The organism is Phocaeicola faecium (assembly GCF_014837055.1).
Classification (GTDB): domain Bacteria; phylum Bacteroidota; class Bacteroidia; order Bacteroidales; family Bacteroidaceae; genus Phocaeicola; species Phocaeicola gallinarum.
In genome coordinates, this window is sequence record NZ_JACSPQ010000001.1 from 278,020 (window position 1) to 292,927 (window position 14,908).

Here is a 14,908-nt window from a genome sequence, read left to right on the forward strand (position 1 = left end):
AAATTAGCATTTTTCTGTAATAAGCCCTACTGTTTGTATTGGAAAATTTGGAGTTTGTCGGGGAAAAATTGAAATTTGTCGGGTAGAATTTAAACGGCAGGCTCTAAATGAACTTCTTTTGTCAATATCTATTTTTTTTCTATTTTTGCGGAGCGTTCAAGGAGTAGGAAATGCTGCTTGAAACTCAACAAAGAAGATAAAAAGAGGATTTTATGAATATAGCAATAGTCGGAACCGGATACGTTGGTTTGGTAACAGGCACCTGCTTTGCCGAAACAGGGGCGAATGTGATATGCGTGGATACGAATAAGGAGAAAATTGAAGCCCTGAAAAAAGGAGTGATTCCTATTTACGAGCCGGGACTGGAGGATATGGTATTGCGTAATACCAAAGCCGGACGTTTACGCTTTACCACTTCGCTGGAAGAATGTCTTGATGAAGTGTCGATTGTATTCAGTGCAGTGGGTACGCCTCCCAACGAAGACGGAAGTGCTGATTTGCAATACGTGCTTAACGTAGCTCGAACCATTGGGGCATGTATGAACAAATACGTATTGGTGGTTACGAAAAGCACAGTTCCTGTGGGTACGGCAAAAAAGGTAAAGGCAGTTATCCAAGAAGAACTTGCGCGTCGTGGCGTATCCGTCGATTTCGATGTAGCTTCTAATCCGGAGTTTCTGAAAGAAGGCAATGCTATCAGCGACTTCATGACTCCCGACCGTGTGGTGGTGGGCGTAGAATCGCAGCGGGCAAAAGAGTTGATGACCAAGCTATACCGCCCTTTCCTGTTAAATAATTTCCGTGTGATATTTATGGATATTCCTTCAGCCGAGATGACAAAATATGCGGCGAATTCGATGCTTGCCACACGTATCAGTTTTATGAACGATATCGCTAATCTTTGTGAACTGGTGGGAGCCGACGTGAATATGGTGCGTGCAGGTATCGGGTCTGATACACGTATCGGTAGGAAATTCCTTTATCCCGGCTGCGGATACGGTGGTTCTTGTTTTCCGAAAGACGTGAAAGCCTTGATCAAAACGGCGGAAGAACACGGTTATACCATGCGCGTGCTGAAGATGGTGGAGGAAGTAAACGAAGCTCAGAAGGATATTCTGTTCCGGAAACTTTCGGCTTTCTATGAAGGTAATCTGAAAGGAAAGGTTATCGCACTTTGGGGATTGGCTTTTAAACCTGAGACCGACGACATGCGTGAAGCTCCTGCATTGGTGCTGATAGAAAAACTGAAAGCAGCCGGTTGTGTGATTCGTGCTTACGACCCCGCTGCTATGGACGAGGCTCGCCGACGGGTGGGTGACAGTATTTATTATGCACGCGATATGTATGATGCCTTGCTCGATGCCGATGCCTTGCTGATGGTGACAGAATGGAAAGAATTCCGTCTTCCGGCATGGGGTGTTATCAAGAAAACCATGAATCGCCCTGTTATTTTCGACGGACGCAATATTTACGATGCCGAAGAATTGAAAGAGTTGGATATCGTTTATCATTGCATCGGAAAATAGAAAATAAAGGCAAAATAGGCAGCATTGGCTAAGAAAAACAAGTGTTGACTTGGATTTTATGCTTTCTTTTTGTATATTGCCCTCCTTATGAAAGGAGGGTAGTATGGACGAAAAACTAACATTCTATCAGTTATCGTCGGAAGTTGCCAATGAAGTATTGGAACGTGTCGAGGCATTTAATAGAGGAAGAACACGCGAGCGAGGGGCTTATGTAATCAGTCTTGCTACGGCTTACCGTCCTTACTATGCGTTATGGCGCATATTTCCTGATTCAGATATTCCTTTGTTCATACGCACGCTGGCAGTTACGTTTGATGTGGCGGCAGAGCGGGCCATGAAGCTGTTGCAAAATTGCAATGTCGTATTGTCGGTGGCAGATAACGCTGTTTTTGAACGTTGTTATGGATTGACTGACGATGTGATTCCTTTCGGTAAATATAAGGGAAAACGCTTGGCTGAAATTTATTATCTTGCCCCGTCTTATGTGTTGTGGCTGGCAAATAAATTTACCCCTGATACCCGCCGCTATGACCACTTAATCGAATTAGCGAAACAATTTGCGTATGTTCATTTCGAATTGACTGTACAGAAGCGTCAGATATCATCTGTCAGCCGGTTTGTAGGAAATAAAGGCGATAAACTGAAAGACTTGAGTTTGACGGTACTGAATATTCGTCTGCAAGTAGATACCTACAAGCCGGATTTTTATGTAGACCAGAACATATTGGCAGCGGATAGGGATGGCAATCGATTTACGTTTCTTGTAAAGGCGGCGGGGCAGAGCCTGACCCCAAAAGCCCTACACTGCCGGTCTCGGAAAATAAACCGTCAGGAAGTGTTACACCTGTTATCGGCAAAAGTAATGGGACACTATGAAAGTCACGGTGTAAGATATACGCGCTTGGGGTATGTGAAAATACAGTCTGTTTAGCCGGACGGAGATTCTCAGATAAGAAGCATGGCGCGGCGTACGTAGTTCTTTCTCATGTCTTCAGGCTTTAAGACTTGTCCGTTAAACTCCAGCAAGTCGATGTCTAACGGAATGATGCCCGTGCGTTTGCTTTCGGCAGTTCTTCCGTTTTCAACTTCCACCTGTTTCAGAATATGCTGAACGGTTTCCATATCTAATGATGTTTGAAATTTGGCGATGCGGTTCAGGTAGGTTGTTTCGCAGACCGTATTCCCTTCAGCCGGAGTTTTCAGAATCTTCCCCCACCGTATGAGCGGGAAAAAACGGTTCAAGGTTTTCTCGGCATTTTTCAGGTGAACCATCCCTTCCGTATTCGAACCCAAACAAAGCAGACACTCGTATTTCTTTTCCATAAATCAAAATGTTTACATGCAAAAGTAGAAAACTTTTCGTATTTTTGTTGCCTTATTAATTTAAAATTACAATGTCATGAAATTTATAGGAATTATTCCTGCCCGATATGCTTCCACCCGTTTCCCTGCCAAACCATTGGCTGTATTGGGAGGCAAAACCGTAATTCAGCGTGTGTATGAACAAGTAACCGGAGCTTTGGATGAGGCTTACGTAGCAACCGACGATGAACGCATCGAAGCTGCCGTAAAATCTTTCGGAGGAAAGGTGGTGATGACATCGGTTCACCATAAAAGTGGAACAGACCGTTGTTATGAAGCTTTTCAGAAAGTAGGCAAGGGGTACGATGTAATAGTAAATATTCAAGGTGACGAACCTTTTATCCGACACTCTCAATTAGAAGCCATCAAAGCCTGTTTCAATGATGATTCGACGCAGATAGCTACATTGGTTAAACCTTTTGTACCGACCGACGGTTTTGAGGCTTTGGAAAATGTAAATTCGCCCAAAGTGGTGGTAAACAAATCCATGCAAGCACTGTATTTCAGTCGTTCCATTATTCCGTATCAGCGGAACAAAGACAAAGCGGAATGGTTGAGCGGACATACCTACTATAAACACATCGGTTTATACGCTTATCGGGCAGAAGTCTTGAAAGAAATAACAGCCTTGCCCCAATCGTCATTGGAATTGGCGGAATCATTGGAACAACTTCGCTGGCTGGAAAACGGATATACTATAAAGGTAGGAGTCAGTGACGTGGAAACCATCGGGATAGATACACCGGAAGATTTGGCACATGCTGAGCTATGGTTAAAACAACACGGGGAGGTGAAATGATAACAGTTGATAGAACGATAGCACCCAAAATTCGCCAGATAGAGCAATTCTCTATTCCGCAACCCGAGCAGATGACCATGCGAAACGGTATGCCGCTTCATGTAATTCGTGCCGGGAGTGAAGATGTTATTCGCTTTGATTTGATAATAAAAGGAGGACAGTTACATCAAACGCTGCCGCTTCAGGCACTGTTTACCAATCGTATGCTGCGCGAAGGAACGCGCACGATGACTTCTTCCGAAATAGCCGAAAGACTGGATTATTATGGAGCATGGCTTGATCTCTCTTCATCGGTAAACTGCGCTTTTGTTACGCTCTATTCGCTGGGTAAGTATTTCCCGAAAACGGTTGAAATTTTGGCATCCATTATAAAAGAACCTGTTTTCCCGGAAAAAGAATTACGGGTGGTAACGGAGGCAAATAAACATCAGTTTCTTGTCAATAATCAGCGGGTGGATGTGTTGGCACGTAAGCAATTAAACCGTTCTTTGTTTGGCGTTTCGCATCCATTAGGACGTTATGCTGAATGGGAAGATTACGACCGCATTCATGCCGATGTACTGAAAGACTTTTATGCTTGTCATTACCGCTCGGACAATTGTTCTGCTTATGTTTCGGGAAAAGTAACGGACGAGATTGTGCGCTGCATTGAAGAAAATTTCGGAGATGAAGCGTGGGGCGTATCGAATCATACCGTTTATAATCGGATTTTCACGCCGGAGACCGATCAGCGGAAGCGTGTGTTTATTGAGAAAGAAGATGCTCTGCAAAGTTCGTTGAAGATCGGAGGTTTTTCTTTGTCTCGTCAGCATCCCGATTATTTGAAACTGCGTGTACTTGTAACGCTGTTCGGTGGGTATTTCGGCTCTCGGTTAATGTCGAACATCCGTGAAGAAAAAGGATATACGTATGGTATAGGGGCAGGACTGGTGGCTTATCCTGATACCGGTATCTTGGTTATCAGTACCGAAACGGCAAATGAATACATTGAACCGGTAATTACAGAAGTTTATCGGGAAATGGATAAACTGAGAGATGAATATGTCTCAGAAGAAGAATTGACGATGGTACGTAATTACATGTTAGGCGATATGTGTCGTTCGTACGAGAGTGCTTTTTCATTATCCGATGCGTGGATTTTCATAGAAACAGCCGGATTGGATAAAGAATTTTTTGTCCGCAGCGTGGCTTCAATTCGAGACACGTCGGCAGAAGATATTCGCAGGCTTGCCCAAAAATATTTCTGCAAAGAAAACTTAATAGAAGTAGTAGCAGGTAAAAAAGTTTGAAATGATGCCGCCTGAAAAGGCTAAAAAACTTTATTTTTGGAGCGCGAAATATAAATCTTAATGTGAATGTGGTGTTACCAGTGTGTAGGTAGCGGTAAAAACAGAATAATCGAATGAATAAACATACTTTATTATTATGTGCTTTTATGGTGTGGGGCGGTGTTACAGCCTCAGCTCAATTGTCTTTAGGATATTATAAATTTAAAGATGGTTCTGAATATACGGGAGAACTGAAAGGGAAACGTCCGAACGGAAAAGGAAAAACCATCTTTAAAAACGGAGATATCTACGAAGGCGAATATGTAAAAGGGAAGCGTCAGGGAAACGGAACCTATACTTTCAGTGACGGAGAGAAATACGTCGGCGAATGGTATCAAGACCAGCAGCACGGAAAGGGAACATATTATTTTATGAACAACAATCGTTACGATGGAATGTGGTTTGCTGATTTCCAAGAAGGAGAGGGAACCATGTTTTATTACAACGGCGACCTCTACGTCGGTTCATGGCATCATGATAAGCGTAACGGCAAAGGTGTTTATACATGGAAAGGCGGCGCAAAATATGAAGGCGAATGGAGAGATGACCTGAAAAACGGAAAGGGGGTGATGACTTGGGAAGACGGCTCTAAATATGAAGGCGAGTGGAAAAACGGCGAACGGCACGGAAAAGGTACTTTTTATTACACCAATGGCGATAAATACATAGGCGATTGGGTAAATGATGTACAAAACGGAAAAGGGGTTTATTACTTTCAGAATAATGAACGTTACGAAGGTGATTATGCCGACGGTGAACGTACCGGACAAGGTATTTATACCTATCCTAACGGTGACAAATACGTCGGGCAATTCCGGGGAGGATGGCAAGAAGGCGAAGGGACGTTTACGTGGGTGAGCGGTGCTGTTTACGAAGGACAATGGTCGAAAAATCAACGTTCGGGAAACGGTAAATATAAATGGGCAAACGGTGACGAGTACGAAGGGCAGTGGAAAAACAATATGGCAGATGGCGAAGGTACACTGCGTATGACGGATGGCTCTGTATATACCGGCCATTTTGTGCGAGGTAAAGAAGACGGACAAGGAACGCTGGTAACGAAAGACGGAACACGGTTTGAAGGTTTCTTCAAGAAAGGACAGAAAGACGGACCGTTTATTGAAAAAGATGCAAACGGCAACGTAATCCGTAAAGGTACATTCCGCAACGGACGTTTGTTGGAAGAAAAAAAATAAAAAGACTATGGATTTGCTTGAATTGACTGACGATGTACGCCAGATAGCATTGGAGGCGGGTCGCTTTATTCGTGAAGAACGAAAAAGGTTTAGCCGCGAAAGCATCGAGAAGAAACATGCACATGATTATGTTTCTTATGTAGACAAAGAGTCGGAAAAAAGAATCGTAACCCGCCTGAAAGAATTGCTTCCTGATGCAGGCTTTATTGCTGAAGAGGGAAGCGGGAGTATGACTGATGAAAAGTATTGCTGGGTGGTAGATCCGCTGGATGGTACAACTAATTTTATTCATGACAATTCCCCTTATTGCGTAAGCATCGCCCTGCGGGATGAAAAAGAACTCCTTTTGGGCGTAGTTTATGAAATCTGCAGAGATGAATGTTACTGGACGTATAAAGGTGCACCTTCTTATTTGAACGGTAATGTAATACATGTTTCATCGGTCAATACGTTAGACGATGCTTTTATTGCAATAGGATTCCCTTATCGTGCCGAAGAATACAAACCCTTTGCTTTGCGTTTTATAAAAACATGTTATGGCAATGTGGCAGGTTTACGCTTGGTCGGAGCTGCGGCAGCCGAGATGTGTTATGTTGCCGCCGGACGTTTTGACGCCCGTATCGAATCCTACCTCGGGCCGTGGGACATTGCAGCCGGATGCCTGATACTTCAGAATGCAGGAGGTAAGGTTACGGATTTCAGCGGAGGGGATACGTTTTATTCAGGGCATCAAGTGCTTGCCTCAAATGGAAAAATACATGATTTTTTGTTGAATATTATTGAAGACCGGTAATTTTCCCGGTCTTTTTTCGTTTTATATAAATAATTTTTGTATGTTTGTTCGTCTAAAGATACAATGACAGGTATGAATATATCGGGAATCTTGAATTTCTTGAAACTTTTGGCGGCAAACAATAATCGCGAATGGTTTTTAGAGCATAAATCGGATTATCTGAAAGTACAGTCCGATTTCGAAGATTTATTAACAGTAGTGATAGCCCGTATTTCTTTATTCGATGAAAGTGTGGCTCATGTCCGCCCTCGTGATTGTACGTATCGTATTTACCGGGATATACGGTTTTCGGCAGATAAATCTCCTTATAAGACGCATATTGGCGGATATATTAATGCCCGAGGGAAAAAATCCAATCACTGCGGGTATTATATTCATTTGGAACCGGATAATTGTATGTTTGCAGGGGGAAGTTGGTGTATGCCTCCTGAAATGTTGAAAGCAGTCCGTCAGTCGGTATGTGATAATATAGATGAATACCGTTCTATTGTAGAAGATGAGGCTTTCCGTAAATATTTTCCGGTGGTGGGAGAACAATTCTTGAAAAACATTCCGAAAGGGTTTCCGAAAGATTTTCCTTATCCGCAATATATCTGCTGTAAAGATTATACGGTAGCCTATCGTGTACCGGATTCTTTTTTTGAAAACCCGAACTTTGTTGACGATATAGCTGATATATTCATGCAGTTAAAACGTTTTGCTGATTTTACGAATGAAACGATTGATGAGTTGGAATAAATCGGCTATAATGAATCATTGAAAAGTTATGATTATAGATAGAATAGAAAATTTCGAGCAGTATGTTGGGGTACACCCATTGTTTGCACAAGTGCTTGACTTTTTTAAATCGGCAGATTTGAAAATGGCGGCAACAGGGAAAATAATTATGCAAGATGGAAATCTTGTCTTTAATTTTACCGAATCGGCTCCGAAAAAGAAGAAAGAAGCACGTTTGGAAACGCACAACGAATTTATTGATATCCAGTTGCCTCTTTCAGGTATCGAAATGATGGGATATGCACCGCGTAATGTACTTGCAGAAACACCTTACGATGCTGAAAATGATATTTCGTTTTATGATATAAATGCAGATATTTATTTTACTGTAAAGCCGGGTATGTTTGTGATATTCTTTCCTCAAGATGCTCATGCACCGGCTATAACATCTGCTAAGTTAAGGAAATTGATTATAAAGATTAAGGCTAATGTATAATTAATAACACTGATACTATGGATGAAGTATTGAAAATTATTAAAAACGACCCGTGGCTTGAGCCATATTCGGATGCCATTAAAGGAAGACATCAACATGTTATCGACAAGGAAAAAGAACTGATTGGCAAAAGTGATCTGACCGGATTTGCGTCAGGATATCTTTATTTTGGCCTGCATCAGACGGATAAAGGGTGGACTTTCCGTGAATGGGCGCCCAATGCCACTACTATTTATTTGATAGGTGACTTTAATGGATGGAAAGAAAGTCCGAAGTATCGTTTGAAGAGAATCCGTGGTAAAGCCGGAAATTGGGAAATTAATTTGCCGGCAGATGCTTTGAAACATGGCGATCTTTATAAGTTAAAAGTATATTGGGACGGAGGATGCGGCGAACGAATCCCTGCATGGGCAAACCGTGTTGTTCAGGACGAGGTAACTAAAATATTTAGTGCGCAGGTATGGAGTCCGGAAAAGCCTTATAAATTTAAGAAAAAAGTATTTGTCCCGAATGTAGCCCCACTGATGATTTACGAATGCCATATTGGTATGGCTCAGGATGCGGAACGGGTAGGTACATATAATGAATTCCGGGAAAACGTTTTGCCGAGAATTGTTAAGGATGGCTATAACTGCATTCAGATAATGGCTATCCAAGAGCATCCTTATTACGGTAGTTTCGGTTATCATGTATCCAGTTTCTTTGCTCCGTCTTCTCGTTTTGGAACGCCTGAAGAATTGAAACAACTTATTGACGCGGCTCATCAGATGGGAGTGGCTGTTATTATGGATATTGTTCATTCTCATGCCGTAAAAAATGAGGTGGAAGGTTTAGGAAACTTTGCCGGAGACCCTTGCCAGTATTTCTATCAGGGCGATCGGCGTGAACATCCGGCATGGGATTCTCTTTGCTTTGATTACGGAAAGAATGAGGTGATTCATTTCTTGTTGTCTAACTGTAAATACTGGTTGGAAGAATTCCATTTCGATGGTTTCCGTTTCGATGGAGTTACCTCAATGCTTTATTACAGTCACGGATTAGGAGAGGCGTTCTGCAATTATAACGATTATTTTAACGGACATCAAGACGATAATGCAATCTGTTATCTTACGTTGGCTAACCGTTTGATTCATCAGGTAAATCCACGGGCAATAACAATAGCCGAAGAAGTTTCCGGTATGCCGGGATTGGCTGCTCCGTTTGAAGACGGTGGTTATGGTTTCGATTACCGTATGGCTATGAATATCCCTGATTATTGGATTAAAATCATCAAAGAGCGGAGGGATGAAGACTGGAAGCCGTCGAGCCTGTTCTGGGAAGTGACCAACCGTCGTAAAGATGAAAAAACAATTTCATATTGCGAGAGCCACGATCAGGCTTTGGTAGGCGATAAAACAATTATTTTCCGCCTTATTGATGCCGACATGTATTGGCATTTCAAGAAAGGGGATGAAAATGGAGTGGTAGAACGCGGTATAGCTCTTCATAAGATGATTCGTTTGCTTACAGCCTCTACCATTAACGGAGGATATCTGAATTTCATGGGTAATGAGTTCGGTCATCCTGAATGGATTGATTTCCCCCGCGAAGGAAATGGATGGTCATATAAATATGCGCGCCGGCAATGGCATTTGGTAGACGACAAGAGCCTATGTTATCATTATTTAGGTGATTTTGATTCTGCTATGGTGCATTTGATTGAGAGCGTGAAAAATATTCAGAAGAGTGATGTCGTTGAAATCTGGCATAATGATGGAGACCAGATATTGGCTTACCGCCGTAAGGACCTGATATTTGTCTTTAACTTTAATCCTACTCGTTCGTTTACTGATTATGGTTTCCTTGTTCCGCGTGGAGCATACGACGTAGTATTAAATACCGATAGTAAGGATTTTGGCGGCTTCGGGTTCGCTGATGATTCAATGCGCCATTTTACGTGTGCCGATCCATTGTATGCAAAAGAAAAGAAAGAATGGCTGAAGTTATACGTACCGGCGCGTTCGGCTGTAGTTTTGAAACGAGTGAAAAACTAATTTGTAATGGGTAAATATACAAATGTACTTTATGAGAAAGCCGCACGCATGACAACCGTGGTGTGCGGTTTTCTTTTCTCTCTATTTAGTTTCGTTTATTTATATGTTTTCCAGCGAGATGTATTAGAGGCTTTACACTTCTCTTTGGCTCACGGGAAAACACATTTTGCCCCGATGGGCAGTGCTGTCGTTATTACGCTTATACTGCTCTTGCTACGTTGGGGGGTAAACAGCCTTTTAGGATTAAAAGGCTATATACGTTCGCTTTCTTACCTGCCTTCATTTCTCGTTCTCTGTGCTTTGACCGATGTAGGTAGAACCGTGTATATGTCTGCTTATCACACGGTATGGAGTTGGTTGCTTCCGGTTCTCATCCTGATTTTTGTTGTGTTTGCATATTGGTTGCGCGGCTTGTATCGCAATCAGTTGAACACAGAAGGCAGTAGGCTGGGGTTAGTGAATTATAATCTGCTGATACTTTTCGTTCAATGTTTGATGACCGTGCTGGTGGGGAATACCAATCGGGCGTTTCATCATGAATTAGAGGTAGAGCGTTACTTGCGTGACCGGGAGTATGTAGAGGCATTGGAAGTAGGCAAACGTTCGTTAGAATCTACGCATACATTAACAGCACTTCGGGCAATGGCGATGGCTCATGCGAAATTGATGGGAGAAAAACTTTTTGAGTACCCCCAGTATTACGGGGTAGACGGTCTGTTTTTCGATGAAGACTCAACGGCTGTTTTGCGTTTTACGAACGATTCGGTTTACGATCTTTTGGGAGGAAAACCCTATGTAGGAGATAAGCCGTTAGATTATTTGAGCGAACTTTGTTATACAGGCCGTGGAAAATACATTGCGTTGGATTATTACTTGGCGGGACTTCTGCTTGATAAACAGATAAATAAGTTTGCACAGACCATTGACGACTTTTATGAATCAGAAGATTCTCTGCCGCGATATTACCGTGAAGCGATGGCCATATATCGTTCAAATCATTCCGACTCTGTTTTCGTGCGGAATGATTCTGTAATGCAAGAAAAATATATCAGATATAAAACTCGTCAGATGGAATTTGCCTCGCCATTAGAAGAACAAAATTATATGAAACGTGAGTTTGGCGACACTTATTGGTGGTATTTCGATTATCAAAAATAAAGAAAGATTGCATGTAAGCAGGATGCTAATTACATTTTTTACGTCTTTTCGCTCATAAAAGCTCAAAAACAAAGGTTAGAATAAATCTTTTTCGTAATTTTGTGTCCGTAAATCCATTGAAACATAAAAAATAACTGCATAACAAAATTATGGCAAAAGAATTAAAAGACCTTACCAAAAGAAGTGAAAATTACTCACAATGGTATAATGATTTGGTTGTAAAAGCTGACCTTGCAGAGCAGTCGCCTGTTCGCGGTTGTATGGTGATTAAACCTTACGGATATGCGATTTGGGAGAAAATGCAACGTCAGTTAGACGATATGTTTAAAGCAACGGGGCATGTGAATGCGTATTTCCCGCTGTTGATTCCTAAATCATACCTCAGTCGCGAAGCAGAACACGTAGAAGGCTTTGCCAAAGAGTGTGCGGTGGTGACTCACTACCGTTTGAAGAATGCCGATGACGGTTCGGGAGTGATTGTAGACCCGGCAGCAAAACTGGAAGAAGAATTGATTATCCGTCCTACTTCAGAAACAATCATTTGGAGTACGTATAAAAATTGGATTAATTCTTACCGCGATCTGCCTATCCTGTGTAACCAGTGGGCAAATGTAGTACGTTGGGAAATGCGTACGCGCCTGTTCTTGCGTACAGCCGAATTCTTGTGGCAAGAAGGACATACAGCTCACGCTACGCGCGAAGAAGCAGAAGCAGAAGCACAAAAAATGTTGCATGTATACGGAGACTTTGCTGAAAAATATATGGCTGTTCCCGTTATCAAGGGTGTGAAATCGGCTAACGAACGATTTGCCGGGGCGCTTGACACGTATACGATTGAAGGATTGATGCAAGACGGAAAAGCACTTCAGTGCGGAACGTCACACTTCCTCGGACAGAATTTTGCAAAAGCGTTCAATGTTCAGTTTGTTGATAAAAACAATAAGTTGGATTATGTTTGGGCTACTTCATGGGGTGTATCTACCCGCTTGATGGGAGCTTTGATTATGACTCACTCTGACGATAACGGTTTGGTACTTCCTCCGCATCTGGCTCCGATTCAAGTGGTTATCATACCTATTTATAAGAATGATGAGCAGTTGAAGCAAATCGATGCAAAAGTAGAAGGCATTGTAAACGCGCTGCGGGCTTTGGGTATTTCCGTGAAATACGATAATGCCGACAATAAGCGTCCGGGCTTTAAGTTTGCCGATTATGAATTGAAGGGTGTTCCGGTTCGTCTTGTTATGGGAGGTCGTGATTTGGAAAACAATACGATTGAAATCATGCGCCGCGATACGCTGGAGAAAGAAACCCGCACGTGCGACGGAATTGAAGCCTATGTGAAAGATTTGTTGGAAGAAATCCAAGCAAACATTTATCAGAAAGCCTTGAAGTATCGTAACGAACACATTACGAAAGTGGATACGTATGATGACTTTAAAGAACAGATAGAGAAAGGAGGCTTTATTCTTGCTCATTGGGACGGAACTACCGAAACCGAAGAGCGCATTAAGGAAGAAACAAAAGCAACGATTCGTTGTATTCCTTTCGATGCCGACGAAGAAAGCCTTACTCCGGGTGTGGATATGGTTACAGGTAAACCTTCTGCGCGCCGTGTGTTATTTGCTCGTGCATATTAATAATAAGTAGGCGAAATCGTATTTCCCGATATTCAGGCACAGGTATGTGTTCTGTTTGCTCTCAGTAATTGGAGTACAGAATATATATCTGTGCCTTTTTTTGTATCCTGATGTTCCGGAAAACGCTACCGTTAGTGCAGGTTATTTCTATGGGTAGAATTGTCCGGTTCTACCCGTAAGACGCATCGGTTCTACGGGTAGTGTTTTTTCACCCCTTTTGACCATGCCGGATGGAGTTCAAGCAAAAGGCTATACCACGATGTTATTCTTTTGCTCGTATTGTTTTTCAAAAAGAATGTTTATAGGCGTAATCGCTATCTTTAGATTACAAAATTGTTACAAACACCGTGTCTTTTAACAGGTAGAACTTGATTTAAGTCAATAAAAGACACCGTAAGGGTAAAAAATATGCTGTATAATTTTTATGTTTTACAGCATGTTCTTATATTTGCAGTGGTAAAAAGATAAAGCTCGAGCTAAACTATTTAAGTGTTTTTAGGTAACAAGTTTTTAGGTAACAATTTAAATTTTAGGTATTATGAAGAAATTAGGCTTAACATTAACAGTTGCATTAGCATTTTCTGCATCTGTATTTGCATCAGAACCTCAAGAAGTTGCTTCTAAGTGGGATGGTTCAATCAACAAAGCTAAACTATCAAAATATCTCCAGTTGTCGTCTAATCAACACGAAGAAGTAGCAAATATTTGCGACTATTTCCAAGAACAGATGAAGACGGCTAATAATTCAAAGAAAAACAGCGATGAACAGGTTCGTAATGCTGTGTATGGCAATCTGAAATTGATGAAAAAAACATTGAACGAGAAGCAATATAGCGAATACGTTCGTTTGATGGCCATGACTTTGCGTAATAAAGGTATCGATGTCAATAAAAAATAAAGATTAGTTGTTTATAACAAGGTGGGGCTGTTTCATTTTTTCGTGAAACAGCTCCATTTGTTTTTTTGTGGAATTATACCGGCTCTTTGATGAGAAATGTTTTGTATTCGTCTTTATTGTAAACCTCTTGTTCCAATCCTTTATGTTCCGACTGAATGGTCTGTATAAGTTTTCGAATACCCGGTTCGTCGATTTCCAGTCGGTCTAATAGATTAAGTTGATTATCGTATAACTCTTTCTTTCCGAATCGTTTAAATAGCCGGAAACAAGTTTTAGGAACAAGGTATTCCGATTTTCCCGTTACATATTTTTTATATTGACTTTGGTAGATATGGATACCAGCAAAGTCGAAATCTCCATAATGTACGTAGTTATTGGGCTGTTTTTGTAACCACTCAGTGAAGTATTTGTAATGTTCTCTTGGGTAATAGGGCACAAAAAAACATTTCATTTCTCCGAATAGTTCTATTTGGTTTTCAATCATACAGAAGTTTTCCGAGTTTTCAACCAGCACGATTGTAATGTCTTCCGGGAGCTTGAATGAGTCCGGATAAGGCATGAAAACAGGCAGTCCGTTGGCGGGGATCAGAATATGTTCCTTACCTTTCCACTGTGCCTGAATCGGTTCGGTGACTTTAAACAAGAATCCTTGAAACACCCTTTCGGTGTCTTTGTTTTTCGAGTCGCCCGTCAGGTAGACATTGTTTGTACGGGTAGGGGAGGCTTGGCTCTTTACGATGTATTCGTCAAGCGTACATCGGAGATAATGATTATTCAAATAGTTTAATAAATCAATGGGATTGTCAGTATAAATTACTTTCCCGTGATGCACCCTTTTTGCCAATAGAAGTTTCTCTTCTCTTAGTTTACGAAATATCTCGGCACGGAGTTGGCTGGAGGGAATTTGTTTTCCCTCAGCCAGTTCTTTCAACAGACGTGCCTGTTCGGTAGTGATATACATT

The 14,908-nt window shown here is 41.7% G+C and carries 14 protein-coding genes; 12 read left to right on the forward strand and 2 right to left on the reverse strand.

Features of this window, described 5'->3' with window-relative positions; genetic code table 11:
• The first annotated feature begins 212 nt into the window (after window positions 1-212).
• A complete protein-coding gene (locus H9626_RS01150; RefSeq protein WP_178256129.1) occupies window positions 213-1,526 on the forward strand; it encodes a UDP-glucose dehydrogenase family protein in 1,314 nt (437 codons plus the stop codon).
• 103 nt (window positions 1,527-1,629) lie between these two features.
• Window positions 1,630-2,457, forward strand: coding sequence for a hypothetical protein (locus tag H9626_RS01155; protein ID WP_191709284.1), 828 nt, complete (start codon window positions 1,630-1,632; stop codon window positions 2,455-2,457).
• 14 nt (window positions 2,458-2,471) lie between these two features.
• On the opposite strand, the gene H9626_RS01160 is transcribed toward H9626_RS01155, so the two are convergent.
• The gene (locus H9626_RS01160) at window positions 2,472-2,849 is read right to left on the reverse strand and encodes a 2-amino-4-hydroxy-6-hydroxymethyldihydropteridine diphosphokinase (RefSeq protein ID WP_191709285.1); all 378 of its coding nucleotides are present in this window, start codon (window positions 2,847-2,849) and stop codon (window positions 2,472-2,474) included.
• Window positions 2,850-2,925: 76 nt separating this feature from the next.
• Here H9626_RS01160 and kdsB point away from each other — a divergent pair, with 76 nt between their 5' ends.
• The 10 genes from kdsB (at window position 2,926) to H9626_RS01210 (ending at window position 13,946) form a co-directional block, all read left to right on the forward strand.
• Complete coding sequence (gene kdsB / locus H9626_RS01165; protein ID WP_191709286.1) at window positions 2,926-3,687, forward strand: 3-deoxy-manno-octulosonate cytidylyltransferase; 762 nt, start codon at window positions 2,926-2,928, stop codon at window positions 3,685-3,687.
• The gene (locus H9626_RS01170; RefSeq protein ID WP_191709287.1) at window positions 3,684-4,976 is read left to right on the forward strand and encodes a M16 family metallopeptidase; all 1,293 of its coding nucleotides are present in this window, start codon (window positions 3,684-3,686) and stop codon (window positions 4,974-4,976) included. The genes kdsB and H9626_RS01170 overlap by 4 nt, the downstream gene beginning before the upstream one ends.
• A gap of 146 nt (window positions 4,977-5,122) precedes the next feature.
• A complete protein-coding gene (locus tag H9626_RS01175) occupies window positions 5,123-6,211 on the forward strand; it encodes an MORN repeat-containing protein (protein ID WP_178256220.1) in 1,089 nt (362 codons plus the stop codon).
• 7 nt (window positions 6,212-6,218) lie between these two features.
• The gene (locus H9626_RS01180; RefSeq protein WP_191709288.1) at window positions 6,219-7,004 is read left to right on the forward strand and encodes an inositol monophosphatase family protein; all 786 of its coding nucleotides are present in this window, start codon (window positions 6,219-6,221) and stop codon (window positions 7,002-7,004) included.
• 72 nt (window positions 7,005-7,076) lie between these two features.
• Entirely contained in the window at window positions 7,077-7,742 is a 666-nt protein-coding gene (locus tag H9626_RS01185) for a DUF2461 domain-containing protein (RefSeq protein ID WP_191709289.1), read from the forward strand.
• A 28-nt stretch (window positions 7,743-7,770) separates the two neighbouring features.
• Window positions 7,771-8,217 (forward strand): NanQ anomerase/TabA/YiaL family protein, encoded by a 447-nt coding sequence (locus tag H9626_RS01190; protein WP_178256123.1) that lies wholly within the window; start codon window positions 7,771-7,773, stop codon window positions 8,215-8,217.
• 17 nt (window positions 8,218-8,234) lie between these two features.
• Window positions 8,235-10,250, forward strand: coding sequence for an alpha amylase C-terminal domain-containing protein (locus tag H9626_RS01195; RefSeq protein WP_178256122.1), 2,016 nt, complete (start codon window positions 8,235-8,237; stop codon window positions 10,248-10,250).
• A 6-nt stretch (window positions 10,251-10,256) separates the two neighbouring features.
• Complete coding sequence (locus H9626_RS01200) at window positions 10,257-11,408, forward strand: DUF6057 family protein (protein ID WP_191709290.1); 1,152 nt, start codon at window positions 10,257-10,259, stop codon at window positions 11,406-11,408.
• A gap of 149 nt (window positions 11,409-11,557) precedes the next feature.
• Window positions 11,558-13,048, forward strand: a complete 1,491-nt coding sequence (gene proS / locus H9626_RS01205) for a proline--tRNA ligase (RefSeq protein ID WP_178256120.1) — start codon at window positions 11,558-11,560, stop codon at window positions 13,046-13,048.
• A gap of 538 nt (window positions 13,049-13,586) precedes the next feature.
• Entirely contained in the window at window positions 13,587-13,946 is a 360-nt protein-coding gene (locus H9626_RS01210) for a hypothetical protein (protein ID WP_178256119.1), read from the forward strand.
• Between the two features lie 73 nt (window positions 13,947-14,019).
• Here the strand turns inward: H9626_RS01210 and H9626_RS01215 are convergent, their stop codons facing one another.
• Window positions 14,020-14,907, reverse strand: coding sequence for a DUF7281 domain-containing protein (locus H9626_RS01215; RefSeq protein WP_191709291.1), 888 nt, complete (start codon window positions 14,905-14,907; stop codon window positions 14,020-14,022).
• Window position 14,908 lies beyond the last annotated feature (1 nt).

Excerpts from the sequence above, each read along its gene's own strand:
- H9626_RS01150 (WP_178256129.1), top strand. The coding sequence starts at position 213 with ATGAATATAGCAATAGTCGGAACCGGATACGTTGGTTTGGTAACAGGC.
- H9626_RS01155 (WP_191709284.1), top strand. The coding sequence starts at position 1,630 with ATGGACGAAAAACTAACATTCTATCAGTTATCGTCGGAAGTTGCCAAT.
- H9626_RS01160 (WP_191709285.1), bottom strand. The coding sequence starts at position 2,849 with ATGGAAAAGAAATACGAGTGTCTGCTTTGTTTGGGTTCGAATACGGAA.
- kdsB (WP_191709286.1), top strand. The coding sequence starts at position 2,926 with ATGAAATTTATAGGAATTATTCCTGCCCGATATGCTTCCACCCGTTTC.
- H9626_RS01170 (WP_191709287.1), top strand. The coding sequence starts at position 3,684 with ATGATAACAGTTGATAGAACGATAGCACCCAAAATTCGCCAGATAGAG.
- H9626_RS01175 (WP_178256220.1), top strand. The coding sequence starts at position 5,123 with ATGGTGTGGGGCGGTGTTACAGCCTCAGCTCAATTGTCTTTAGGATAT.
- H9626_RS01180 (WP_191709288.1), top strand. The coding sequence starts at position 6,219 with ATGGATTTGCTTGAATTGACTGACGATGTACGCCAGATAGCATTGGAG.
- H9626_RS01185 (WP_191709289.1), top strand. The coding sequence starts at position 7,077 with ATGAATATATCGGGAATCTTGAATTTCTTGAAACTTTTGGCGGCAAAC.
- H9626_RS01190 (WP_178256123.1), top strand. The coding sequence starts at position 7,771 with ATGATTATAGATAGAATAGAAAATTTCGAGCAGTATGTTGGGGTACAC.
- H9626_RS01195 (WP_178256122.1), top strand. The coding sequence starts at position 8,235 with ATGGATGAAGTATTGAAAATTATTAAAAACGACCCGTGGCTTGAGCCA.
- H9626_RS01200 (WP_191709290.1), top strand. The coding sequence starts at position 10,257 with ATGGGTAAATATACAAATGTACTTTATGAGAAAGCCGCACGCATGACA.
- proS (WP_178256120.1), top strand. The coding sequence starts at position 11,558 with ATGGCAAAAGAATTAAAAGACCTTACCAAAAGAAGTGAAAATTACTCA.
- H9626_RS01210 (WP_178256119.1), top strand. The coding sequence starts at position 13,587 with ATGAAGAAATTAGGCTTAACATTAACAGTTGCATTAGCATTTTCTGCA.
- H9626_RS01215 (WP_191709291.1), bottom strand. The coding sequence starts at position 14,907 with ATGTATATCACTACCGAACAGGCACGTCTGTTGAAAGAACTGGCTGAG.